The organism is Virgibacillus siamensis (assembly GCF_039522605.1).
In the GTDB taxonomy this organism is placed as follows: Bacteria; Bacillota; Bacilli; order Bacillales; family Amphibacillaceae; genus Lentibacillus; species Lentibacillus siamensis.
Map to the genome: position 1 here is coordinate 1 of NZ_BAAADS010000010.1, position 25,313 is coordinate 25,313.

At 40.9% G+C, this 25,313-nt stretch carries 29 protein-coding genes; 27 read left to right on the forward strand and 2 right to left on the reverse strand.

All coding sequences use genetic code 11. From position 1 onward, the window contains the following. Nucleotides 1-208 precede the first annotated feature (208 nt). Nucleotides 209-1,129 carry an aldo/keto reductase gene (locus ABD010_RS07400; protein ID WP_343811664.1) on the reverse strand — a complete coding sequence of 307 codons (921 nt, stop codon included), beginning with the start codon at nucleotides 1,127-1,129 and terminating at the stop codon, nucleotides 209-211. 111 nt (nucleotides 1,130-1,240) lie between these two features. Between ABD010_RS07400 and ABD010_RS07405 the strand changes: the two genes are divergently transcribed. From ABD010_RS07405 to ABD010_RS07495, 19 genes are all read left to right on the forward strand, one after another. Further along, nucleotides 1,241-1,786, forward strand: coding sequence for an NUDIX hydrolase (locus tag ABD010_RS07405; RefSeq protein ID WP_343811666.1), 546 nt, complete (start codon nucleotides 1,241-1,243; stop codon nucleotides 1,784-1,786). Nucleotides 1,787-1,789: 3 nt separating this feature from the next. Beyond that, nucleotides 1,790-2,956, forward strand: a complete 1,167-nt coding sequence (locus ABD010_RS07410; RefSeq protein WP_343811667.1) for an endonuclease Q family protein — start codon at nucleotides 1,790-1,792, stop codon at nucleotides 2,954-2,956. Nucleotides 2,957-3,051: 95 nt separating this feature from the next. After that, nucleotides 3,052-3,687, forward strand: coding sequence for a stage II sporulation protein M (spoIIM, locus tag ABD010_RS07415; protein ID WP_343811669.1), 636 nt, complete (start codon nucleotides 3,052-3,054; stop codon nucleotides 3,685-3,687). An 842-nt stretch (nucleotides 3,688-4,529) separates the two neighbouring features. Continuing rightward, nucleotides 4,530-4,991 (forward strand): ferric iron uptake transcriptional regulator, encoded by a 462-nt coding sequence (gene fur / locus ABD010_RS07420; protein ID WP_343811671.1) that lies wholly within the window; start codon nucleotides 4,530-4,532, stop codon nucleotides 4,989-4,991. A gap of 229 nt (nucleotides 4,992-5,220) precedes the next feature. Further along, entirely contained in the window at nucleotides 5,221-5,427 is a 207-nt protein-coding gene (locus ABD010_RS07425) for a DUF4227 family protein (RefSeq protein WP_343811673.1), read from the forward strand. A 5-nt stretch (nucleotides 5,428-5,432) separates the two neighbouring features. Next, nucleotides 5,433-6,326, forward strand: coding sequence for a site-specific tyrosine recombinase XerD (gene xerD / locus ABD010_RS07430; protein WP_343811675.1), 894 nt, complete (start codon nucleotides 5,433-5,435; stop codon nucleotides 6,324-6,326). Nucleotides 6,327-6,425: 99 nt separating this feature from the next. After that, complete coding sequence (gene deoB, locus ABD010_RS07435; protein WP_343811677.1) at nucleotides 6,426-7,604, forward strand: phosphopentomutase; 1,179 nt, start codon at nucleotides 6,426-6,428, stop codon at nucleotides 7,602-7,604. A 17-nt stretch (nucleotides 7,605-7,621) separates the two neighbouring features. Then, entirely contained in the window at nucleotides 7,622-8,449 is an 828-nt protein-coding gene (locus tag ABD010_RS07440; protein ID WP_343811680.1) for a purine-nucleoside phosphorylase, read from the forward strand. 13 nt (nucleotides 8,450-8,462) lie between these two features. Continuing rightward, nucleotides 8,463-9,767 carry a pyrimidine-nucleoside phosphorylase gene (locus tag ABD010_RS07445; RefSeq protein WP_343811682.1) on the forward strand — a complete coding sequence of 435 codons (1,305 nt, stop codon included), beginning with the start codon at nucleotides 8,463-8,465 and terminating at the stop codon, nucleotides 9,765-9,767. Nucleotides 9,768-9,991: 224 nt separating this feature from the next. After that, a complete protein-coding gene (locus tag ABD010_RS07450; RefSeq protein ID WP_343811683.1) occupies nucleotides 9,992-11,179 on the forward strand; it encodes a D-alanyl-D-alanine carboxypeptidase family protein in 1,188 nt (395 codons plus the stop codon). A gap of 106 nt (nucleotides 11,180-11,285) precedes the next feature. Then, nucleotides 11,286-11,639, forward strand: coding sequence for an anti-sigma F factor antagonist (gene spoIIAA / locus ABD010_RS07455; protein WP_343811685.1), 354 nt, complete (start codon nucleotides 11,286-11,288; stop codon nucleotides 11,637-11,639). Continuing rightward, nucleotides 11,636-12,076: an anti-sigma F factor gene (gene spoIIAB, locus ABD010_RS07460; RefSeq protein WP_343811687.1), complete on the forward strand. Its 441-nt coding sequence runs from the start codon at nucleotides 11,636-11,638 to the stop codon at nucleotides 12,074-12,076. The genes spoIIAA and spoIIAB overlap by 4 nt, the downstream gene beginning before the upstream one ends. Nucleotides 12,077-12,084: 8 nt before the next feature. Then, entirely contained in the window at nucleotides 12,085-12,846 is a 762-nt protein-coding gene (gene sigF, locus ABD010_RS07465) for an RNA polymerase sporulation sigma factor SigF (protein ID WP_343811689.1), read from the forward strand. Nucleotides 12,847-12,995: 149 nt separating this feature from the next. After that, nucleotides 12,996-13,613 (forward strand): stage V sporulation protein AA, encoded by a 618-nt coding sequence (locus ABD010_RS07470; protein ID WP_343811691.1) that lies wholly within the window; start codon nucleotides 12,996-12,998, stop codon nucleotides 13,611-13,613. Beyond that, entirely contained in the window at nucleotides 13,591-14,019 is a 429-nt protein-coding gene (locus tag ABD010_RS07475; RefSeq protein WP_343811693.1) for a stage V sporulation protein AB, read from the forward strand. The genes ABD010_RS07470 and ABD010_RS07475 overlap by 23 nt, the downstream gene beginning before the upstream one ends. Before the next feature lie 30 nt (nucleotides 14,020-14,049). Next, nucleotides 14,050-15,531, forward strand: a complete 1,482-nt coding sequence (locus tag ABD010_RS07480) for a spore germination protein (RefSeq protein ID WP_343811695.1) — start codon at nucleotides 14,050-14,052, stop codon at nucleotides 15,529-15,531. 85 nt (nucleotides 15,532-15,616) lie between these two features. Further along, nucleotides 15,617-16,924, forward strand: coding sequence for a diaminopimelate decarboxylase (gene lysA, locus ABD010_RS07485; RefSeq protein WP_343811697.1), 1,308 nt, complete (start codon nucleotides 15,617-15,619; stop codon nucleotides 16,922-16,924). Between the two features lie 79 nt (nucleotides 16,925-17,003). Beyond that, the gene (locus tag ABD010_RS07490; RefSeq protein ID WP_343811699.1) at nucleotides 17,004-17,441 is read left to right on the forward strand and encodes a peptidylprolyl isomerase; all 438 of its coding nucleotides are present in this window, start codon (nucleotides 17,004-17,006) and stop codon (nucleotides 17,439-17,441) included. A gap of 300 nt (nucleotides 17,442-17,741) precedes the next feature. After that, complete coding sequence (locus tag ABD010_RS07495) at nucleotides 17,742-18,113, forward strand: GNAT family N-acetyltransferase (protein ID WP_343811701.1); 372 nt, start codon at nucleotides 17,742-17,744, stop codon at nucleotides 18,111-18,113. Nucleotides 18,114-18,194: 81 nt separating this feature from the next. Here ABD010_RS07495 and ABD010_RS07500 read toward each other — a convergent pair whose 3' ends face one another. Further along, complete coding sequence (locus ABD010_RS07500) at nucleotides 18,195-18,278, reverse strand: YjcZ family sporulation protein (RefSeq protein WP_077326775.1); 84 nt, start codon at nucleotides 18,276-18,278, stop codon at nucleotides 18,195-18,197. A gap of 266 nt (nucleotides 18,279-18,544) precedes the next feature. Between ABD010_RS07500 and ABD010_RS07505 the strand changes: the two genes are divergently transcribed. The 8 genes from ABD010_RS07505 to resB all read left to right on the forward strand — a co-directional run bounded on the left by ABD010_RS07505 (nucleotide 18,545) and on the right by resB (nucleotide 25,307). Then, the gene (locus ABD010_RS07505) at nucleotides 18,545-19,279 is read left to right on the forward strand and encodes a segregation/condensation protein A (RefSeq protein WP_343811703.1); all 735 of its coding nucleotides are present in this window, start codon (nucleotides 18,545-18,547) and stop codon (nucleotides 19,277-19,279) included. A 2-nt stretch (nucleotides 19,280-19,281) separates the two neighbouring features. Then, nucleotides 19,282-19,848, forward strand: coding sequence for an SMC-Scp complex subunit ScpB (gene scpB, locus ABD010_RS07510; RefSeq protein ID WP_343811705.1), 567 nt, complete (start codon nucleotides 19,282-19,284; stop codon nucleotides 19,846-19,848). 119 nt (nucleotides 19,849-19,967) lie between these two features. Further along, nucleotides 19,968-21,062: a D-alanyl-D-alanine carboxypeptidase family protein gene (locus tag ABD010_RS07515; protein WP_343811707.1), complete on the forward strand. Its 1,095-nt coding sequence runs from the start codon at nucleotides 19,968-19,970 to the stop codon at nucleotides 21,060-21,062. Nucleotide 21,063: 1 nt separating this feature from the next. Then, the gene (locus ABD010_RS07520; RefSeq protein WP_343811709.1) at nucleotides 21,064-21,648 is read left to right on the forward strand and encodes a nucleoside recognition domain-containing protein; all 585 of its coding nucleotides are present in this window, start codon (nucleotides 21,064-21,066) and stop codon (nucleotides 21,646-21,648) included. Nucleotide 21,649: 1 nt separating this feature from the next. Continuing rightward, nucleotides 21,650-22,180, forward strand: coding sequence for a spore maturation protein (locus ABD010_RS07525; RefSeq protein WP_343811711.1), 531 nt, complete (start codon nucleotides 21,650-21,652; stop codon nucleotides 22,178-22,180). A 106-nt stretch (nucleotides 22,181-22,286) separates the two neighbouring features. After that, nucleotides 22,287-23,003 carry a pseudouridine synthase gene (locus tag ABD010_RS07530; protein WP_343811713.1) on the forward strand — a complete coding sequence of 239 codons (717 nt, stop codon included), beginning with the start codon at nucleotides 22,287-22,289 and terminating at the stop codon, nucleotides 23,001-23,003. 65 nt (nucleotides 23,004-23,068) lie between these two features. Beyond that, a complete protein-coding gene (resA, locus tag ABD010_RS07535; RefSeq protein WP_343811715.1) occupies nucleotides 23,069-23,641 on the forward strand; it encodes a thiol-disulfide oxidoreductase ResA in 573 nt (190 codons plus the stop codon). A gap of 22 nt (nucleotides 23,642-23,663) precedes the next feature. After that, a complete protein-coding gene (gene resB, locus ABD010_RS07540; protein WP_343811717.1) occupies nucleotides 23,664-25,307 on the forward strand; it encodes a cytochrome c biogenesis protein ResB in 1,644 nt (547 codons plus the stop codon). The last annotated feature ends 6 nt before the right edge of the window (nucleotides 25,308-25,313 follow it).

Consider the following 25,313-nt stretch of genomic DNA (forward strand, 5'->3'; position numbering starts at 1 on the left):
CAGTTGAATATCGGTTACAATCAGCATAGATTTGCACGATTTTAGTTTGTCTACTTGACAGGGTTATGTGCATGTTGCGAAAACGAGCATAACGCACTTGAAATCGAGCATATACACGATAAAACCGAGCATATCACAACGAAAAACGCGCATAAATCTACGAAAAAAAGTGGCATAACAATAAGCTGTTAATGCCACTTTTTTTGTGTCACCGATGATTTGCATATTGAATTGCTTTTGTGATTTGCTGTAAAGCTTCATATGTTTCGTCAGTCAAAGCCTTGGAATGGTCAAATGCAGTATTCTCTGTTACCTGGTCGATTGAGCTTGCGCCAAATACGGCTGAGACAACAGCGGGAGATTTGAGCACATATTTCAGTGCCAGCTCATTAAACGAATGTTCATTACCAAATTGTTCGGCCAGCTTCTGGTTAACTGCTTGAAGCTCTTCATGGGAATAGTCCAGAAATCCATCCTGACCTTTTTTGGCAATCTGTTCAGCCGCTTTATTGCTGAGCATGCCCTTGGCAAGGGGACCTCTGGCCAACACACTGATGTTGTTGGCATGCAGTAAATCAAGTATTTCCTCTTCCGGGCGCCGATCCAGCATATTGTACTGCATCATAACGCCGTCGATATCGGAACGGTTTACGTATTCACGAATGACGTTGGGACGAATGGAAGAGATGCCATATGCGCGAATAACACCTTCCTGTTTAAGCGATTCGAATGCTTCAATCGATTCATCGATAGGGTCGTCAGTGGTTCCGCCGTGAAGCATATAAAAATCGATATAGTCCGTATTTAAACGGCGGAGACTGTCTTTAATACCGTTCCTTATATGTTCCGGTGAAGGATCCCAAAACCAGTCTTTTTTATCCTTGTTAAAATGATTGCCGACCTTTGATGTTAAAATAATTTGATCCCGCCGATTTTTAATTGCATTACCGACAAGTTCCTCATTGACACCAAAATCATATAAATCAGCGGTATCCAGATGATTAACACCAGCGTCCAAAGCAGCATCGATAATATCGTTTGCTTTTTGCTGATCCGTTCCTAAAGACATGCACCCGAGTGTTAATTCGGAAACATATAAATCCGATTGACCAAGTTGATTTTTGTTCATGTCGATCCCTCCAGTAAATGTTCTTATTTATATTGTAGAAAACTGTTTCCGCTAAATTCAACTAAATAGGTGTGTTAGAATGAATGGTAGGATGAAAGGATGAACAGCAATATGAAAAAATTTGAAGAAAAAACGATTCGTACGGAACACATATATGATGGAAAGGTCGTTAAACTGGAGGTGGATGATGTAACACTTCCTGATGGTCAAACAGCGAAAAGGGAACTGCTTAAACATCCGGGTGCAGTAGCAGTCATTCCGATTACCAAGGATAAAAAAATTGTGTTTGTTGAACAATACCGTAAGCCGTTGGAAAAATCACTGGTGGAAATCCCGGCAGGAAAACTGGAACCCGGTGAAAGGCCTGAAATAACGGCAGTCCGCGAACTGGAGGAAGAGACAGGTTATACGACTAGTGATCTGAAGTTGATCACATCATTTTATACGTCTCCGGGTTTTGCGGATGAAATCATGTATATCTATATGACAGAAGATCTGAAACCGCTGAAAGATGCGGTGGCGGGCGATGATGACGAGTTTGTTGAATTGCTTGAATTGACACTGGACGAAGCAAAACAGTATGCACGGGAACAACGCATTCATGATGCCAAAACAAACTATGCAATCTTGTATCTTGAATCACTGGAAAGGATGTAGCAAATGCTGAACTCATTTTTTGCCGATATGCACATTCATATCGGCAGGGATATGTACAATAAACCGGTGAAAATAACCGGTGCCAAAACATTGACGCTGACAAATATTTTAAAAGAAGCAAGTCGTAACAAAGGGATACACATGGCAGGGGTAATTGACAGTCAGGCTCCGGCAGTACAGGAAGAAATAAAACAGCTGATTGAGGCAGGCAACGCATACGAACTGACGGATGGGGGAGTGCGTTTTGAACAGGTAACACTGCTGCCGGGAGCAGAAATTGAAGTCTATGATGAAAATTGCCGCGGCCCCATTCATGTACTTTGCTTTTTCCCGACCCTTGCAGCAATCGGGAAATTTACGGAATGGCTGACAGGAAAAATGAAAAACGTTACACTGAGTTCTCAGCGCTATTATGGTTCAGCAAAGGAACTGCAATATAAAGTGAAGGAACTTTCCGGGCTATTTATTATCGCGCATGCGTTCACCCCGTTTAAGAGCCTGTATGGAAAAGGGGTTCGGCAATCATTAAAGGAAGTATTTGATCCCGATTTGATTGATGCTATTGAATTAGGGTTGAGTTCGGATACGATGATGGCTGATCAGATTGCTGAGCTGCACGATTACACATTTGTATCGAATTCAGATGCGCATTCACTTGCTAAAATCGCGAGGGAGTATCAGCAAATTACGATGGAGGAACCTTCTTTTAAAGAATTTGAGTGGGCACTGGGCAATGTTAATGGACGGGGTATCAAACAAAACTTCGGCATGAACCCGCATTTGGGAAAATATTATACAACAGTTTGCAGCCAGTGCCTCGAGCCATTATCACCTGATGCAGCGCAATGTCATACGTGTCATTCAACTAAAATCATCAAAGGGGTGTACGACCGGATTCAGGAATTGTCCAATGCGGATGAAAGCAATGTGGAACGGCCGCCATATTTATATCAGGTCCCGTTGGAATATTTGCCGAAGCTTGGTCCCAAAACATTTGAAAAACTGTTATCCCATTTTGATACGGAAATGAATGTGATTCATCATGTTCCATTTGAGGAACTGCGGAGAGTCGTTCCGGAAAAACTAGCAGCCTCTATCATACGGATGCGGAAAGGGGAACTGGAAATAAAAGCCGGTGGTGGTGGCAGGTATGGAAGTGTAACATCCTGAATAAATCATCGGGAAAATATCCGCATTTTGGTATTTTTACATGGTATTCTTCATAGTTTTTAGTAGAGGGGAAAAAAGGACAATGGAGGATTTCAATGTATACCAAACGAACTTTAGCAGTGAATCATGTAAAAGAGCATGCCACCATTTATATGTTTATGATTATTTTGTTTTTAACGGGCGTAATTTTCGGAGCAATTATTGTAAACGGTATGAGTTTTGGACAGAAGGAAGGCTTGTTTTTCTATCTGGAGCGCTTTTTTGGACAGCTTAGTGGCAGTGAGCAAATAAACAATGGTGAAATACTAAAAAGCAGCTTCCTTTATCATGCCAAATATTTAATTTTACTGTTCATATTAGGGTTGTCTGTTATAGGTCTTCCATTGGTGTGGATTCTCATTTTCCTGAAAGGGCTTGTTGTGGGATTTTCCGTCGGGTTCATTGTAAATCAGTTGGGGGCAAAAGGACTGTTGCTGGCATCATTATCAATTGCACCGCAGAACTTTCTGATTATACCAGTCTACTTAATTGCCGGAAGTATGGCGATGATATTCTCATTGACGCTGCTTGGAAAACTGTTTTCAAAAAAGATTTCACAGCCGATTTTCCAGCCGTTTGGCCGTTATATCATGATTTTTTCACTATTACTGATCGCCTCATTGGCAGCCGCGTCTCTGGAGGCTTTCGTCGCCAACGAAGCAATGGAAGCATTGGTTGAGTCGTTTTATTAGAAGGCTGTTGTTGCTGTCTAATAGTTGAACTAAACTGTGACATTGAAAAAACCAATTACTTTAGTACAGCTTTCTAGCCGCGCCGTTGGAATATACTCGCTTTCACTTTACAGCATAAGTGCGACATCTGCTCAAAAAAACTATCGCAGTGTCTTCTTGACCGCGGGCAAGTGCCGAGCCCTCCTCAGCTCGTACCTCGCCTGCGGGGACCCCCTTGCCTAGCTTGTACTTCCCGCAGGAGTCTCGCATATTCCAACGGCTGGTCATGTGTTTTCAACATTTTTCCTTAGCCTATGCACTTTTATTTTAGTACGGCAGTTTCGTGTCAAGTGGTAATACGAAACAGTGAACCCATACTTAGCGGAGGAAATACGCGGAGACTCCTGTGGGAGCAGAGGCCTAGATGAGACCCGCAGCGCGGTAGCGATCTTTTTTGCGAGGAGTGTAACACCACTGAATATGCTTGCAACACGACGAGCACAAGGAGGCTCATCAGCCGCCCACGGTAAAGAAGACACAGCGAAAGTGACTTTCTTGAGCTGATGTCGCTCTTATGCTGGAAGTGAAAGCGACGTGTATTTCCGCAGCGGTGGTAGAACATCATACTATGTCGCAGTTTATGGATATTGTGTAATAACAATATCCTTTTAGAAGACCTGGTATTATCAAATAGAGGGCGCCACAGTTTTCCTGCCATAACGAATATTCCCGAATGACTTTATAAAAAATAATTTATATTATATAATAATAATTATCGATAACAGTTTATAATAATTATACTTTGACACTCGTTATCTATGTGCATATAATTATAGTTGGGGATATCAGGGAGGAGACTTGCCATGGAACATCGAATGGAACAGATTAAAAAACAGCTCCATGCACAAAGCTATAAACTAACTCCGCAACGGGAAGCTACTGTCAGAGTATTGCTTGAACGTGAAGAAGATCATTTGAGTGCAGAAGAAATATATCTGCTTGTTAAAGAGTTGGCACCTGAAATCGGATTGGCAACTGTGTACCGTACATTGGAATTATTATCGGAATTAAAGATTGTGGATAAGATAAATTTTGGTGACGGTGTTTCCCGTTATGACCTTCGCAAAGAGGGAGCAGAGCATTTTCATCATCATCTTGTCTGTATTGAATGCGGATCGGTCGAAGAAATTGTTGAAGATCTGTTGGAAGATGTTGAAAAAATAGTTGAAAGTGACTGGGGATTCCAAGTGAAAGATCACCGCTTGACATTTCACGGACTTTGCAAGCAATGTCAGAAAGCTTCCGTACAAACGGCAACATCATAATGAACCTGATTGCCTTTTTCTTAACGGGAAAGAGGCTTTTATTTTGCTGTATAATCTGACGGATAACATGGATTGACTATTAATTGTGTACCCATGTATTTGTTTTTAATTTACATTTTCGCCGAGATGGGTTACGTTTGAAACAGCGAATGTAAATGTTTTCAATGTATATTGTGTTCCTTTTACAGCATATCTTTTAACAATAGATATGAAAGAGGGGACATGCACAATGAAACAAATGATATGGGATACATTGAAAATTTTTGTCATATTTGCAGCCTGCACATGTTTGTTCTATGTTGGATTGAATGTCATGCATGCTGAATATGAGAAGGAACACCGCTATGATCCACCTGAGGGGCCTTCTGTAAAAGTATTTTATGAAGTGGAAGATATCATAAATCGTCTGGATATATTTTTTCGATTAGGGGAGTAGCCGTTATGCTAAAATCCGGTATTGAGGATTTTATTCATTATTTACAAGTTGAACGTGGCCTATCTGATAATACAATGAAATCCTATCAAAGAGATTTGAACCAATATATGGCTTTCATCGAAAAGCATGTACATAAAAAAAGCTGGAATGATGTGGAACGTAATGACATTATCGGATTTTTATATGAATTAAATGATAACGGAAAATCAGCGGCCACTATATCGCGGGCAATTTCATCGATTCGCGCCTATCATCAGTTTCTGATCAGGGACCAAAAAGTGGGCCATGATGCCAGTATCCATATTGAAACTCCCAAAAAAGAACGAAAATTACCGGATGTTTTGTCATCCAATGACGTGGAGAAATTATTGACTTTTCGGGTGGACAGTCCATTAAATCTCCGTAACAAAGCGATGTTGGAACTACTCTATGCGTCCGGATTGCGTGTTTCAGAATTAATTGATCTGAAAGTGAGTGACCTTCATTTGACGATGGGATTTTTACGATGTTACGGAAAAGGTTCAAGAGAAAGAATTGTACCTTTGGGTGATGTCGCGAAAGAAGCGGTTGAAAAATATCTGCAGGAGGCTCGCGGACTACTGACAAGACGGAAACAGGATGAAAACGCACTGTTTGTTAACCAGCATGGACGTCCGTTATCACGCCAGGGGTTTTGGAAGATATTGAAGGGAATTGCGAGGAAGTCAGGAATTAAGAAAGAAATAACACCGCATACACTGCGTCACTCATTTGCAACCCATCTGTTGGAAAATGGTGCTGATTTACGGTCGGTACAGGAGATGCTTGGACATTCCGATATTTCCACGACGCAGATTTATACACATATAAATAAATCGCGTCTGAAGGATATTTATAAATCGTATCATCCAAGGGCATAGGATAGAGTATCTTTTTAAAAGGAGAGGTCAGACATCCTACAACAGAATGAAAATAGTTTATTTTTGATAAGCTGATTAATACTTACTGGAGGGATAAACATGCAAAATTTCAAACGAGTATTTCTGATTGTAATGGACTCAGTAGGCATCGGTGAGGCACCGGATGCGGAACGGTTCGACGATAAAGGAGCAGACACGCTTGGACATATTGCTGAGCGAATGAATGGTTTGAATATGCCAAATATGGCAAAGCTCGGCTTGAGCAATATCCGGGAAATCGAAGGAATTGCAATACAGGACAGTCCACAGGCACATTATACAAAAATGCAGGAGGCATCCAATGGAAAGGATACGATGACTGGCCACTGGGAAATTATGGGGTTGAACATCCAACAGCCATTCCGCACTTTCCCGGATGGATTCCCGAATGAACTGATTTCGGAGCTGGAAGAACGGACCGGCCGGAAAGTAATTGGAAATAAACCCGCTTCCGGTACGGTTATCCTGGATGAACTTGGTGCTGAACATATGAAAACCGGTGCGTTAATTGTATATACTTCAGCGGATTCTGTGCTGCAGATTGCTGCCCATGAAGATATTGTTCCTCTGGACGAATTGTATCAAATCTGTGAAATTGCCCGTGAACTGACACTGGATGAAAAATATATGGTCGGCCGTGTGATTGCCAGACCCTTTACCGGCCAGCCAGGAGCATTTCAGCGGACAGCAAACAGGCATGATTATGCACTGAAGCCGTTTGGACATACGGTTATGAATGAACTGGAAAAAACCGGTCATGACGTCATCGCACTCGGTAAAATTTCCGATATTTATGACGGGGAAGGTGTTACTTCTGCGATTCGGACGGCAGATAATGAAGACGGCATGACAAAGCTGATCGAATCGATGAGTCAGGATTTCAGCGGCCTCAATTTTTTAAACCTGGTCGACTTTGATGCCAAATATGGACATCGCCGTGATCCGGAGGGCTATGGAAAAGCGCTGGAAGCATTTGATGCCAGACTTCCGGAAGTATTAAACAGAATGAACGACGATGATTTATTAATTATTACAGCAGATCACGGAAATGACCCTATCCATCACGGAACCGATCACACACGTGAGTATGTTCCGCTCGTCATTTACCATAATGGCATCGGTAAAGGGAAAGAATTGTCGTTAAGGGAAACATTTGCCGATATCGGAGCAACTGTTTCGGATAATTTTAATATAAAAATGCCTGAACACGGTAAAAGCTTTTTAAACGAAATTAAATAGAAAGTGTGGTAAAGTTCATGAATCTGAACGACGTAAAAGAAGCAGCAGCATTTCTACAGGAAAATATCGAGAGAAAACCGGAAATTGGATTAATACTGGGCTCTGGTTTGGGTGTGCTTGCCGACGAAATCGAGAACCCTGTATCAATTGGTTATAAATATATTCCGCATTTTCCGGAATCAACAGTTGCCGGACACAAAGGACAACTTGTGGCCGGTACATTGGAGGGACGCCAGGTAATCGCCATGCAGGGCCGGTTCCATTATTATGAAGGATACACGATGCAGCAGGTAACGTTTCCGGTCAGGGTCATGAAGGCGTTGGGGATTGACTCCATCATCGTTACAAATGCAGCAGGCGGCATCAATAAAACATTCAATCCCGGCGACCTGATGTTGATTGATGATCATATTAATAATATGGGAGACAACCCGCTGATTGGACCGAATGATAATCAAATGGGAGATCGATTCCCCGACATGTCGAAAGCCTATGATACATTATTTCTTGACCATGCCGATAAGTGTGCTGAAAGAATTGGACTGACTATGCAGCACGGGGTATATGTGGGAAATACGGGTCCCGCCTATGAAACACCAGCAGAGATAAAGATGTTAAGAGCATTCGGCGGTGATGCGGTCGGAATGTCGACGGTTCCAGAAGTGACTGCCGCTGCTCATTCCGGACTGCGAGTTCTCGGTATTTCGTGTATTTCGAATATGGCTGCGGGTATTCTTGATCAGCCACTGACCCATGATGAAGTAATTGAAACAACTGAGAAAGTGAAGGAAGATTTTTTACGATTTGTAAAAGAAATTATCCGTACATTGCCAAATAATGAGTGAGGATTGATGAATTATGAGAATGTATGACATCATTGAAAAAAAACGCAACGGAGAAGAACTTACTGACCAGGAAATTCGCTTTTTTATCGAGGAGTATACGAAAGGCGATATTCCGGATTATCAGGTCAGCGCCTTAATGATGGCGGTTTATTTTCAGGATATGACAGAAAAGGAACGTGCAGAATTAACAAGTGCCATGGTTGATTCAGGAGATAAGATTGATTTATCGGCAATTTCTGGAACAAAAGTGGACAAACATTCCACCGGAGGCGTTGGCGATACGACAACGCTCGTCCTTGCTCCATTGGTTGCATCACTCGGTGTACCGGTTGCCAAAATGAGCGGACGTGGACTGGGTCATACCGGGGGGACCATTGATAAACTTGAATCCATTCCGGGCTTTCACGTGGAAATTTCCAACGATGACTTTATCCATTTGGTAAATAAGAATAAGGTCGCTGTTATTGGCCAGTCCGGAAATCTGACCCCGGCAGACAAAAAACTTTACAGCCTGCGGGATGTAACGGCAACTGTTAATTCAATTCCGTTAATTGCAAGTTCGATTATGAGCAAGAAAATAGCATCTGGCGCCGACAGTATTGTACTTGATGTCAAGACCGGGTCAGGCGCATTTATGCAAGAGCTGGAAGATGCCAAAGAACTTGCCGGGGCAATGGTATCCATCGGAAATCGCGTAGGCAGAAACACAATGGCAGTTATTTCAGATATGAGTCAGCCGTTAGGCAAGGGAATCGGAAACGCATTGGAAGTTAAGGAAGCGATTGATACACTAAAAGGACATGGACCGGAAGACTTGACTGAGTTATGTCTGGTTCTGGGAAGTCAGATGGTTGTACTTGCCGGAAAAGCGGAGACACTGGATGAAGCACGAAACCAACTCCAGGAGAACATGCAAAATGGTAAAGCATTCAATCAGTTTAAAATTTTCCTTGATTCACAGGGCGGAGATGCCCATGTAGCCGATCATCCGGAAATGCTTCCGCAAGCAACATATAAAATTGAGCTGCCTGCTCTGGAAACTGGGACAGTATCGGAAATTGTGGCCAATGAGGTCGGAACAGCCGCAATGATGCTTGGAGCAGGTCGGGCCACCAAAGATTCAGTCATAGATTTGGCTGCCGGTATCGTTCTGCATAAAAAAATCGGGGATAAAGTAACAGAAGGTGAAACGCTGTTAACCATTCATACAAATCAAAATGTTATAGAGGAAGTGAAGGATAAGCTATACAAAAGTATCCGGATATCAGATACCACAGTAAATCCACCAACACTCATCTATGATACCGTAACAGAATAAGACGCAATTCCTGCAAAAAGACTGGGACAAATCGAAAAGTGTGTATTTAAAAGATGAACAATGCAAGCGACTAGCGAAGTATATTTCCGCAGCGACTGGTGAGCTATTTCATTTTTCTTTTGATAAAACACTTCTTGTTCCAGTCTTTTTTTGCGTTTCAAAAAAGTATAAAAAAGGTCATTAAAGTCAATCCTTTTATTATATTGATTGTTGGAGGTTAAACAATGAAAAAATTTGTAATAATGACCAGCATTGTTTGTTTCATGATGTCGGTTGCCGCCGGTGTTGTGCATGGGGAGGAAAAGGATTCACAGGATCAATCCATCCAGGATATAAAACTGGCTCAGGAAGCTGAATCAGCAATCCTGATGGAACGGGATACCGGAAAAGTGCTGTACAAGAAGAATCCGAATAAGAGACTGCCACCAGCAAGCATGACCAAAGTGATGTCACTCTTGTTGTTCATGGAAGCATTGGAAGAAGGAAAGATAAAGAAAGATGAAATAATTCGTGTTAGTGAAAGAGCTGCGTCGATGGGAGGCTCGCAGATTTTCCTGGAAGAAGGAGAGGAAATGAGCGTTCATAATCTCCTGAAGGGAATCGCCATTGCCTCGGGGAATGATGCGACCGTGGCACTGGCAGAAAGAATTGCTGGAAGTGAAGAAGCGTTTGTAAAGAAAATGAATAAAAAAGCGAAAGCACTGGGTCTGGAGAATACACATTTTAATAATTCCACCGGATTGCCTGCCGAAAATCACTATAGTACGGTACATGACATGTCGGTAATGGCCAAAGAATTATTAAAATACGAATCTATAACAGACTATACATCCATTTATGAAGATTATCTGCGAAAAGGACAAGAAAATGAATTCTGGCTTGTTAACACAAACAAATTGGTTAAATCCTATCCAGGAGTTGATGGACTGAAAACAGGTTATACCAATGAAGCCAAATATTGTTTAACAGCTACAGCGGAAAAAAACGGTATGCGTGTAATTGCGGTCGTGATGGGTGCAGATTCAACAAAAGAGCGTAATAGTACTGTATCCAACATGCTTGATTACGCATTTAATCATTTTGAAACAAAGAACCTATATAAAAAAGGTGAAAAAATAACCACCTTAAATTTATTAAAAGCGGATGATCAGCATACGGATGTTGTCACTTCAGAGTCAATCAGTACGATTCACCGGAAAGGAAAATCAACTGAAAACATCCGTTCAGAGGCAATTTTATCCGAAAATATACAGTTACCGATTAAAAAAGGTGAAAAGGTGGGGACGTTGATTGTTAAAAAAGAGGGAAAAACTGTTTCCAAGTCACCATTGATCTTGAAGCATGATGTGCAGTCTGCCGGTTATTTCACATTGTTGAAGCGATCTCTGCAGAATATGGTGAAAAACAGCTGAATTTTTCTATTTTCAACGAATGACATCTTCTTTTGTCATCAGGCAGGAATTCAGCTGCCTTAAAAAGAAAAAGATATACTACAACATTTTGTAAGGAGGAGAATAAATGATTCTGTCTACTGCATTCGAGGTTAAGGAGGACGTGCTGATTGTCAGAATTTCCGGGGAACTGGATCATCATGAAGCAGAAGCGTTGCGGAATGAATGGAAGGAAATGATTTATCAAAATGCAATAAAACACGTGATATTGAATCTGGAAGCTGTATCGTTCATGGATAGTTCCGGACTGGGGGTTGTTTTGGGACGATATAAGGAAATTCTGCAGCTTGGCGGCGAAATGGTAGTATGTTCGGTTTCACCGCCAGTGAAACGATTATTTGAAATGTCGGGCATCTTTAAAATTATTCTCTTAGAGGAGAACGAAGAAAATGCGTTGTCTACGTTAGGGGTGGCTTCATGAATAATGAAATGTTTGTAGAGTTTTCGAGTGTCAGTGAAAATGAATCTTTTGCAAGGGTAACAGTCGGGGCTTTTGTTGCACAACTCGATCCCACTATGGACGAATTGACCGAAATAAAAACAGTGGTATCGGAAGCAGTTACGAACGCGATTATCCACGGATATAATAATCAGCCTGGTAATCATGTTTCAATTACGTGTGCCTTGAATGATGGCGAAGTGGAATTGACAATTAAAGATAATGGAATAGGTATAGGTGACCTGGATGAAGCAAGACAGCCGCTTTACACGTCAAAACCTGAACTGGAACGTTCCGGTATGGGATTTACCATCATCGAGAATTTCATGGACTCTGTTGAAGTGATTTCCAACCCTGGTGATGGAACAACTGTTCATATGACAAAGCAATTAACCAAAAGTAAAACGGTATGTAACTAGGGATGCCTATGGACGTAAATGTTAAAAAAGATGAACAGAATGAACAAAGAGAGGCTTTGACAGATGAACAGGTAAAGGAATATATTCACAAAAGTCAACAAGGTGATAAAGAATCCAGGGATATTCTAGTGGAGAGAAATGTCAGGCTTGTCTGGTCGGTTGTACAGCGGTTTATCAGCAGAGGCTATGACCCTGATGATCTTTTTCAGATTGGAAGCATTGGATTGATTAAGGCGATTGATAAATTTGATCTTTCCTTTGATGTGCGTTTTTCCACATACGCAGTGCCTATGATCATTGGGGAAATTCAGCGGTTTATTCGTGACGATGGGAGTGTTAAAGTCAGCAGATCTTTGAAGGAGACCGGGAACAAAATAAGAAAAAAACGGGATGAGCTGACAAAAAAATTGGGAAGATCACCTTCCATCCATGAAATAGCTGATGCGTTGGATATTACCCCTGAAGATGTTGTGCATGCGGAAGATGCTGCCAAGGCACCGCATTCCATACATGAAACCGTATTTGAAAATGACGGGGATCCGATTACATTGCTTGATCAGATAGCGGAAGATGACACTCACTGGTTTGATAAACTGAGCTTGCAGGAAGCAATAAGGGGGCTCAATGAACGGGAGCGGCTGATTGTATATTTGCGTTATTACAAAGATAGAACACAGTCTGAAGTTGCAGACAGGCTTGGTATCTCGCAAGTTCAGGTTTCGAGGCTGGAGAAAAAGATATTATATGAAATGAAAATCAATATGAACTGATTGGAATCACCACTATTATACAGTGGTGATTTTTTGCTGTATAAAAGGCAAAAAACAGGTGTTTGCACTTTGGTTGTCAACTTTTACTAGCTATAACAATTTTTTTTTGACAGAAAATAAATGACATCACGTAGCGAAGGATGATATTCATGGCAGACATTATATATCTCCGAATGAAGAAGAATGTGGAATTGAATCGGATGCAACGTTTATATTTAAAAGATATTGCATATATTTCAGCTCCTTCAGCGTTAAAATCGGAAATCGAGAACACTTTTATTTACCAGGTTACGAAGAAAGATCGGAATATCATTATCATCGACAGTTTTATGGTTATCGATCATTTAAATGAGATGTATCCTGCATTGGAATTGCAGCTCATTGGACCGGACCAGTCGATTATTCGGATTAAAAAAGTTAGGAAAACCCCGAACATCATGCTTGCCTCAGGTGTCTGGATACTGTTGTTTATTGGAACCGCAATGACCATTATGAACTTCCATTATGATGTCAGTATGCAGGATGTACAACAAAAGCTGCATTACCTGCTGACCGGTGAGGAAATTAAATACCCTCTATGGATCCAGATTCCATATTCATTCGGATTAGGTATAGGTATGCTGCTATTTTTTAATCATTGGTTTACGAAGCGATTTAATGAAGAACCAAGCCCGCTTGAAGTGGAAATTTATAATTACCAGCAGGATTTGGATCAGTACGTCAGTTACTATGAGAACAGGTTAAATGATACTAAACCTTTTCATTAACATTCTGGAGATCATAATCGGTCTGGCTGCTGGTCTGGCGGTAGGTGGCGGGTTTGTAGCATTCCTGACTGTACTTGGTATTATCCCTCGATTAATTCAGCTGAGTCGTTCAGCAATGTATAGTCAAATTTATGTAGTCAGTGTTATTACCGGTACTGTATTTGGCACATATATGTCCTTTGCAGATGTCAATTGGGATCAGCCTACCATGGTTTTAATTCTCTGGGGAGCATTTCATGGTGTTTTTAATGGAATGCTTGCAGCAGCACTTACGGAGATTTTAAATGTGTTTCCGATTATTTCCAAGCGAATCAGAATGGATGACAAGCTGCTGTGGCTATTAATGGCAATTGTATTTGGAAAAATCGCAGGATCCATATTTCAATGGACGGTTTTTGTAAAGTAACGAATCAGTTTATGTATGGGGTGTTTAATCATGAAACAACAACAAGATTATAGCCATGTATCAGGCAAAATCAAAGAAAATGAAGCTTACATGAAAGATAAAATAGGTCTTGGTACATCGTTTGACCTGGGTTTTCGGGAATTGACCCTGTTAAAAACAAAAGTCCAGATTTATTATGTAACAGGACTTTGTGATTCATCCGTCATTGCTGAATTAATAAAAAAATTGATTGATATTAATGATAGTGAGCGTGAGCGAAGGAAGATTCCCGAAATAATACACAACCGGATTATACATCAGCAAGTAAAGGCAACTGAAAACATGGATGAAGCAGTAGACCAGTTATTGTCAGGGTTGATTGTTATTTTCGTGAACGGGGAAAAACAATCCTTTATCGTTGATGTTCGGAAATACCCTGGTCGTACTCCACAGGAACCGGATACGGAGCATGTAGTCAGGGGATCGCGTGACGGTTATACTGAAAATGTTATTGAAAATACAGCTTTAACAAGAAGAAGAATTCGCGATGCGAGGCTTCGTTTTGAAATGATGAAAGTGGGCGAACGCTCCAAAACAGATTTGTGTGTTTGTTATTTGGATGATGTAGCAGATGATGGACTTGTTAAGGTTATCAAAGACAGAGTAAATGATATTGAAATTGGCGGCATTCCCATGGCAGATAAAACAATAGAGGAATTTATTGTTCAACGCGGCTGGAATCCATACCCGCTGGTTCGTTACACGGAACGGCCGGATGTTGCTTCCAACCATTTATTGGAGGGACATGTTTTATTAATAGTTGACACGTCACCAAGCGTTATTATTTTACCAACAACTTATTTTCATCATGTTCAACATGCCGAAGAATACCGGCAGGCACCAATAATCGGATCGTTTATCAGATGGGTACGGTTTTTGGCAATACTGGCATCCGTCTTTTTACTCCCGCTCTGGCTGCTGTTTGCAATTGAGCCGTCATTACTTCCAAAAGAACTGGCATTTATCGGACCACAGGAAGAAGGGAATGTTCCAATTGTCCTGCAAATTATATTGGCGGACCTTGGGGTGGAATTCTTGAGGATGGCAGCCATTCATACACCGACCCCATTATCAACTGCAATGGGCTTAATTGCTGCTGTTCTGATCGGGCAAATCGCAATTGATGTAGGCATGTTTGGACCGGAAGTGATTTTATATGTTTCTGTAAGTGCGATTGGCTCATATGTTACGCCAAGTTATGAGCTGAGTGTGGCTAATAAGCTCACCCGATTTATATTAATCGTAGTGACGGGCTTTTTCGGGGTAATCGGGTTTGCCATCGGATTTACCCTTTATATTATGTATCTGGTACGGCTTCGTTCAATCCGAACGCCATATTTGTGGCCATTCCTGCCGTTTAATGCGGGAGCACTTGCACAGATTCTGATTCGTGTTCCGGTACCCAAATCAAACAAACGGCCCAGCATTGTTCACCCGCGCAATAACTATCGTCAACCTGCAGGCAAGCGATAATCCGCAAAAAAACCGGCATTATCCTTTCGTTTTTTATAAGCTTATGATACAGTATTTCTATTATTTTGATTAGGAGAAATGTATTATGGCACTGGAAAATCACCCGTTTTCAATTACGGAAAATGGTCATCTTGAAATAGGCGGAATGGATTCAATGGAATTAGCATCCAAATATGGAACACCACTTTATGTATATGATGTATCAGTTATACGACAAAATTGCCGGGCATTTGTCGATACGTTTAACAATTTGGGTGTAAAGGCACAGGTAGCATACGCGAGTAAAGCTTTTTCATCGATTGCAATGCTGCAGGTAATCAAACAGGAAAATCTGAGTTTGGATGTTGTGTCTCAAGGTGAACTTTATACAGCATTGCAGGCGGATTTTCCTGTCGATAAAATACATTTGCACGGAAACAACAAAAGCCGGGCCGAACTAACCATGGCCATAGAACATGGGATTGGCTGTATCGTAGTCGATAATTTTTATGAAATTGAGCTGATCAGCAGTCTTCTGGAGGAACACCAAACTGAAATAGACGTTCTGATGCGTGTAACTCCCGGAATTGAATCAAAGACACATCACTATATTATGACCGGAAATGAAGACTCCAAGTTTGGATTCAACCTTCATAATGGACAGGCAGATCAGGCTTTTCTGCACTTAATGCAACATAACAAAATCAGATTTAAAGGGCTGCATTGCCATCTTGGGTCACAGATATTTGAAACAGATGGATTTAAACTGGCAGCTGAAATGTTATTTCGGAAACTCAAATCGTGGAAGGATATGCATGACTTCACACCGGAAGTCCTAAATCTTGGTGGCGGATTCGGTATCCGTTATACAGGTGAGGACAAACCGCTTCCATATTCAACCTACGTTCAGGAATTAGTGAATACGGTAAAAAAACACGCAGATCAGCTTGACATCCCTTTACCGGAAATTTGGATTGAGCCTGGCCGCTCCATCGCCGGGAATGCGGGATTGACGTTATATTCGATCGGATCCATAAAAGAAATACCTAGCGTTCGCACATACATATCGGTGGATGGAGGTATGACGGATAACCTCAGACCGGCATTGTATCAGGCGAAATATGAAGGAGTTTTGGCAAATAAAGCAGGTGCAGATGTTTCGGGCAAGGTTTCGGTAGCCGGAAAATGTTGTGAATCCGGTGATATGCTTATCTGGAATCTTCCACTGCCACAAGTTGATAGCGGAGATGTGCTGGCAGTCTTTTCTACCGGGGCATACGGATATTCGATGGCTAATCATTATAACAGGTTTCCCAATCCTGCAGTTGTTTTTGTCGAAAACAGCCGGGATAAGCTGGTCGTCAAAAGAGAAACCCATCAGGATTTGTTAAAAAATGATTTAAGCTATGAGTAGACTTTACAGGCTACTTTCAATAAATGTTGTAAAATGATAAAATATACAGGTGTTTAAGAATCTAAAAGGGGATGTCGAAATGAGTAAAACAGGCTATATATTAATGGAAAATGGCAATAAAATTGAATTTGAGCTTTATCCGGATGAGGCTCCAAATACTGTGAAGAATTTTGAACAATTGTCGAACGATATGTTTTATGATGGATTAACCTTTCATAGGGTAATCGATGGCTTTGTCAGTCAGGGCGGTTGTCCGAACGGCAATGGCACCGGATCTGCCGGGTATACAATTAAGTGTGAAACAGAAGGCAATCCGCACAAACATGTTGAAGGTACATTGTCCATGGCACATGCCGGAAAGGATACAGGCAGCTGCCAGTTTTTTATTGTGCATGAAGAACAACCACATTTAAATGGGGTTCATACCGTTTTCGGGCAGGTAACTTCGGGAATTGAACATGCAAAAGTGATGAAGAACGGTGATAAAATGAAAGAAATAAGGATAGTTTCAGAGTAATTAAGATTCCTCGGTGAATTTGAATCCATCAGCTGATGAAACCAAGAAGTCAGCGGTATGATTAACATCTGTAAGGGGAATACTTTATAAAGGATGAGTTAATTGAACCAACGTAAAAAAAATTGGTTATTACTGGTCATTTTACTGCTGATTGGTTTTACTGCAGGATCCGTTTATTGGTTTATTTTTGTATTCTAAAAGTAATTTGACAAATGAAGCAAGATAAGGCATAAATATATATACAACTTACATTACTTGCCAATAAATTTTGAAAAGTTATTTTCATAATGAGGGGTATCTATGTTAATTCGATATAAAAAGAATATGGAAAAAATAGCAATGGGATTGTTGTCCTTTATGCCAGAGGGTAAAGATGTGAAGAAATTGCAGCAGACCATAAAGGAATATGAAACAAATCCTGACTGGCAACTCTTCTTATGGAAAGAAGAAGATGTAACAGGTGCGATTGGAGTAAAGATAGAAAATGATATAAATGCTGTTGTGCAGCATATATCGGTAAATCCATCACATCGGAATATGGGTATCGGTAAAAAAATGGTTGAAGAAATTAATAAAATGTACAGTGATAAATATGCAGTCTGTGCAGATGAATTTACACAAAACTTTTTTAATAAATACAATGATTCCAACAAAAGTCAACAACGGGATTAGTGCAAATAAACAATAGCCAGCTCGCTTAGGAGCTGGCTATTGTTAAGCTAGTTATTTTTGGTGTAACTGGATGTGTCGGACTTACATCCAGGCAGCACCAACGATAATGAGCAGTATGAACAGTACGACGATTAACGCAAATCCTCCACCATAATTGCCACTCATAACTGAATTCCTCCTTTTTCACTTAACGAATAAATGTTATTTTGTTAACATTTATCTTACGTAATAACATATGTCTGCAACAGGTATCATGTATAGGCATCTATGACAAAAAAACTATTTTTCGTTTGCCGTTGAACTTTTGCTTGTGATGGAGCAGGTTGGGACAAATCAAAAGTATGCAATTAGAAAGATGGACAACACTAATAAACAGCACAGGAAATAAACGGCCAGGCTCGAAATACCAGGTTTTCTAAAGGGAGAGAATTATGAACGAACCGTACCAGGTTAAATTGGATACATTTGAGGGACCTCTTGATTTACTTCTTCATTTAGTCAATCACTATGAAATCGATATTTACGATATCCCTGTTGCCCGGATTACCGAACAGTATATGCATTACATACACACGATGCAGCAGTTGGAACTGAATGTTGCGAGTGAATACCTTGTAATGGCAGCTACACTTCTTGCGATAAAGAGCCAGATGCTGCTCCCTGTTCAGCAAATAGACGAAGAGGACGAGGAATATATGGAGGACCCGCGTGAAGAATTAATGCAACGTCTGGTGGAATATCGGAAATACAAAGCGGCTGCCGAAAAGCTTAGGGAGAAAGAAAACAATGATCATCAGATTTTCACCAGGCCTCCAGCAGCATTCGAACAGACAGAACGAAAATCGGCTATTGAAAAAAATGATACATCAATCTATGATATGCTGCATGCACTGGAAAAGGTATTTGAACGCAAAAAATGGAATGCTCCACTGGAAACAAAAGTACAGCGTGGGGAAATACCAATTGAACAACGAATGACTGAGGTACTTCAGATTATAAAAGATTCCGGAACCCGTGTTTCCTTTGATCAATTATTTGAAACACCATCGAGGGGGCACATTGTTGCGACGTTTATGGCTGTACTGGAGTTAATGAAAGAACATCAGATTTCTTGTATACAGGAAAAACATTTAGATGCATTATATGTTGTTTATTTGGGGGATTGAAAGTGGAATTAAGTAAAATGAAAGGTATTGTTGAAGGATTACTGTTTGCAAGCGGTGATGAAGGAATTACCGCAAAACAATTAGCATCGGTCCTTGATATTACAGATACCACCGTTCACCATGTGCTTGATGAATTAAAAAATAACTATCATCAAAGCAATCGTGGCGTCATGATCATGCAATCAAACAAAGCTTTTTTTCTGACAACGAAAGCGGAACACAGCACCTATTTCAAAAAGTATCTTGAATCCCCGCAAATGACGAAAATGTCCCAGGCAGCCTTGGAGACACTCGCCATTATTGCTTATCGCCAACCAATTACAAGAACTGAAATTGAGGATATCAGGGGTGTTAAAAGTGATCGGCCAGTACAGACTTTGGTCGCAAGGTCACTAATTGAGGAAGTAGGCAGAAGGGAAGGAATCGGCCGCCCAATCCTATTTGGTACTACTAAAGACTTCCTGACTTACTTTGGACTGACATCTCTAGAGGAACTGCCACCGCTTCCGGATAATGACAAGGATTTGGACCAGGGAGCCGATCTATTCTTCGGAAACTTCGATACATAATAATCAGAGTTATACTACCATCCACGCAGATTATGCGTGGATTATTTTTAATCAGGCATATCCGTCCAAGTGATGCATAAACTGTACAGAATAGTCTTCTGAAAGCGGGAGGAACGTACATGCGTCATATTATAATCGCCATCGGCCTGTTAATAAGTTTAATCGTATTCCCTGCAATTGGACAAGCAAAACCGGGTGTTTCCGCGAACAATGCCGTATTAATGGAGCAGTCTTCCGGTCGGGTGTTATTTGCCAAGAATGCACATCAAAAACAACCAATTGCCAGTATAACGAAAATCATGACAGCTATTATTGCAATTGAATCAGGCATGATGAATGAAACAGTAACTGCCAGCAAACGGGCAGTATATACAGAGGGCTCGTCCATCTATTTGGAACAAGGGGAAAAAATGAAATTGAAAGATTTGGTTTATGGACTTATGCTCCGTTCCGGAAATGATGCAGCAGTCGCAATAAGCGAACATGTGGGAGGAAGTGTGGAAGGTTTTGTACACCTGATGAATAAAAAGGCGAGATGGATTGGTATGACAAATACATCGTTCGCGAACCCGCACGGACTGGATTCGGACAACCATTATTCCACAGCCTATGATATGGCCCTGCTTATGCGATATGCAATGAACAATAAACAATTCCGAAAAATCACCGGGACCAAAACATATAAATCAGAAAAGCGTTCTTATTCGTGGCAAAACAAAAATAAATTACTGACCAAGCTTTATGAATATTGCACTGGAGGAAAAACCGGCTATACACAAGTTGCCGGAAGGACGCTCGTTTCGACAGCCAAAAAGAAAGATATGAATCTGATTGCTGTAACACTGAATGGGCCGGATGACTGGCAGGATCATATGTCCATGTTCGAGTGGGGGTTTGACAAATTTGACATGAAAACACTTGGGAACAAAGGCAGAGTGGAATACGATCTGAATAATTCCTCCGAGAGTACTATTGGCTATTTACATCATGACATTGTCTATCCGTTAAATCAGCAGGAAACAGGAGCCGTTGAAAGTCAATCGTTTATTTTAAAAAAGGCTTCAGAAGAGGATGCACAGAATATTATCGGTAAAACCATTTACTTCATTGACTCTGTTCCGGTGCTGGAAACACCAATTTATGCGGAACAGAAAAAAGAAGATTTCCTGTCGTATATCAAGCAGGCGTATCAACGGATGTTGGGAATGTATTGATATGGTAAATCTGATATGGGCAGCAATGGCCGTTGTTGGCATCATTTACGCGATGTTTAATGGAACGATGGATGAGGTTAATAAAGCGGTATTCGAAAGTGCGGATGAAGCAGTTGCATTATCGATCGGCCTGATAAGTGTTCTGGTGTTTTGGCTTGGCATTATGAAAGTAGCGGAAAAAGCGGGGATATTGCGCGTGATGACAAGGGCGTTTCGTCCGATTGTCGCAAAGATATTTCCGGATATCCCAAAAGACCACCCGGCGATGGGGTACATTTTGTCGAACTTTACTGCGAATATTTTTGGTCTTGGGAATGCAGCGACCCCAATGGGTATTAAAGCGATGGAGCAAATGAAAGAGTTAAGCGGATCGGATACTGCTTCAAGATCCATGATAACATTTCTGGCGTTGAATACATCCAGTCTCACCTTAATCCCAACTACTGTGATTGCCATTCGCATGCAGTATGATTCGGCTGCACCAACCGAAATTGTTGGGACAACCATCATCGCTACTACGATTTCATCCTTGAGTGCACTGCTGATTGATCGGATATTTTACTACAGAAGTATCAGGAGGAAATGAAATGGGAATTGTTACTGCTGTCAGTACCTGGCTGATTCCTTGTTTTATTTTGATTGTATTGGTTGTTGCCACCTGGAAGCGGGTCCCAACCTATGAAATGTTTGTTGAGGGAGGAAAAGAAGGTGTCAGCATGGCATTTTCTTTACTTCCTTTTTTAGTCGGCATGATTGTTTCCATTGCCATCTTACGGAGCTCGGGTGCACTTGAAGCGTTTATTAATTTGATTACTCCCTTTCTTGTACAGATTGGAATTCCCCCGGATATCATTCCATTGGCACTCGTCAGACCAATATCGGGAACAGCTGCACTGGGAATGACGACTGAATTAATCCAGACACATGATCCGGATTCATTCATCGGGCGTCTGGCGTCTACCATGCAGGGGAGCACCGATACAACCCTTTATATCCTAACCGTTTATTTCGGAGCGGTCGGGATCAGAAAAATGGGGTACGCAGTAAAGGTTGGACTATTGGCTGATTTAGTTGGTATAATTGCTTCGATTATTATCGTTACATTAATATTTGGATAAGTATTATGATTAGCGTTAACATGAGGTTAACGCTATTATTATGTATGATGATAAAATAAGGTCAAAAAATAAGTACATAAATAAAGGAAAAGTTTGGTGATTAGAAATGGAACGTTTACAAAAAGTTATTGCGCAAAGCGGGGTTACCTCCCGAAGAAAAGCGGAAAGACTAATAACGGATGGTAAGGTTAAAGTTAATCATAAGGTTGTAACGGAACTGGGATCAAAAGTTTCAGGCAATGATGAAATTGAGGTCAATGGAATCAAACTGGAAAAGGAAGCTCCGGTATACTATATGCTGTATAAGCCGAGGGGTGTGATTTCCAGTTTATCTGATGATAAAGGGAGAAAGGTGGTTACTGATTTCCTGGGAGATGTTCCGGAGCGAATTTATCCAATTGGCCGTCTTGATTATGATACATCCGGAATATTATTACTCACGAATGACGGGGAATTTGCAAACCTTTTGATGCACCCCAGCCATGGTGTCGAAAAAGTTTATGTCTGCAAAGTTAAAGGAATCCCGGATAAAAAGGATTTGAACAGGTTACGAAAAGGTGTGAAGACCAATAATGAATTATTGAAAGCTGTAGGGTATAAAATTATGAGTGTTGACCGGACAAAAAACACCATGATACTTGAAATTACACTGAATGAAGGAAAAAACCGTCATATTAGACGCATGATGGAAGGAATCGGTTTTCCCGTCTCCAAGCTGAAACGGGAAAGATATGGATTATTAACCCTCGATGGTATGCAGCCGGGTGACCATCGAATGTTAAATCCGAAAGAAGTAAAAAAAATGCGTCACGTGTCACGTTAATTGTTATAGAATAGTCAAATTTGCCAATATGCTTACATGGTATACTTGCGGAGGGAGTGAGTAAGATGAGCGCTGAGCAGCGGAAAGCAAACAAAAAAATTAAAAAGAGAAACCGGCTGATTTTTCGTACTGCAGTATTAGCCGTACTCCTTGTTGCACTAATATACGCCGTCGTTTCAAATTTGACTGAAGCAGACACCAATGCCGATGAAGGTGACGATGCACCCGATTTTGTGCTTAATCAGATCAATAAAAATAATAAACTGGAAAAAGTTCAGCTCAGTGACCTTGAAGGAAAAGGCGTCATGTTGAATTTCTGGGGCACATGGTGTAAACCATGTGAGGCAGAAATGCCGTATATGCAAAAACTTTATCCGGAGTATAAGAAAAAAGGCGTTGAAATTGTAACGGTTAACCTGGATGCAAGTGAATTTGTTGTACATCAATTTATTGACAAATATGACTTGACTTTCCCTGTACTGTATGACGCGAAGGATCAGGTAATGAATCTTTATAATGTAGTCCCGATTCCAACTTCTTTCTTCATCAGTCCGGAAGGTGAAATTGTCAAAGTTGTGGAAGGTGCACTGACGCTCGAAAAATTGGAAGGTTATCTGAAACAGATTCAACCAGAGTAACATCATAATGTGAGGGATGACGATGAAACACATCAAATGTGAATGCGGGCATGTGAACCCTGAAGGTACCGTTCTTTGTGAAGCTTGCGGTAAACCTGTAGAGGGCAATCAGCATATCGATGGCAATGACAAGAGAAAATTGTTGAACATGCGGTATGATGGCAGTGCGCGCCGCTCACAGACGTATAACAAATCAATTATCGATAAAACCTGGAACTTTTTTTCATCCGTGAAGATTGGGGTCTGGTTAATTGTACTTGCACTTGTTGCCTCAGCCATCGGAACTATTTTTCCACAGGAGATGTATATTCCGGCGGACGCGGAGTCTAGAGATCCTTCGATATACTACGAACAGACGTATGGTATTTTGGGGCAGATATATTATCAATTGGGATTTCATAATTTATATGGTTCGGCTTGGTATCTGATTCTTATTGCCTTAATCGGTGTGTCACTCGTCATATGCAGTATTGACCGCTTTGTTCCACTTTTCAAAGCTTTAAGAATGCAAAAAGCGAAACGGCACGAGACTTTTTTGAACAGACAGCGTTTATACAGTAAGACTGAAAATGTAAGTCCGGAAGAAAAAGAACAGCTGATAACTGGTTTGAAAAACAAACGTTACAATGTCCGGAATGAAAATGGACATATTTTGGCGGAGAAGGGCAGGTTTTCCCGTTGGGGTCCGTATGTTAATCATATTGGACTTATAATCGTTCTGATTGCTGCACTGCTAAGAATGACCACCCCAATGTATATTGATGAATATGTTTGGGTCAGAGAAGGTGAGCAGACTGTTATCCCTGGAACGGAGGGAGAATATTACATAAAGAATAAGAATTTTATTAAGGAAACATATTCCGAGGAAAATGAGAAGTTTCAGGAGGCCATTAAACAAGAAGGACAAGTTGTTAAAAACTATCAAACAAACGTAACAATCTACAAAGAAGGTGAAAATTCCGTACCAGGATCAAAACAGAAATTAGATAAAGTGACAGAAGGCCAGATTAAAATGAACCATCCGCTAACGTTTGATGGATATACACTGTATCAGGCCGGCTATCAACAAAATGAATTTTCGAACATGACCTTTAAAATACACAAAACAAATGACCCGGAAGAAAAAGCATTGGGAAGCATTACCGTCAATCTAACCTCTCCTAAGAAGGAATATAAGCTGGATAATGGTTTTCGGGTTGTGATGGAACAATACTATCCGGATTACTATTTGGACGATGGTGAGCCAAGATCGAAAACAAAATATCCTAGAAATCCGGCATTTGTTTTTTCTGTTTATCCTCCTGGGAGTGATAAAGCTGAGGTCAGCTTTGTCGGTATTGGTAAAAATGTTGACCCAAGCAAAAACAATCAGTATAAACTTGGCATTCAGGATTTTGAGATGCGGGATGTCAGTGGTTTAACTGTACGGCGCGATTATACCTTGCCATTATTCATCATTGGTGCAGCCATTTTTATGATTGGTGTTATACAGGGAATGTACTGGCAGCATCGCAGAATCTGGATCCGTCCGACAGATGAAGGAATTATGATGGCAGCACACACGAATAAAAACTGGTACGGTATCAAAAAGGACATTGAAAGTATTATCGAAGGAACGAATGTAAAAATGGTTGATGATCAGCAGGAACTGGAAGAACGATCTTAACACGCC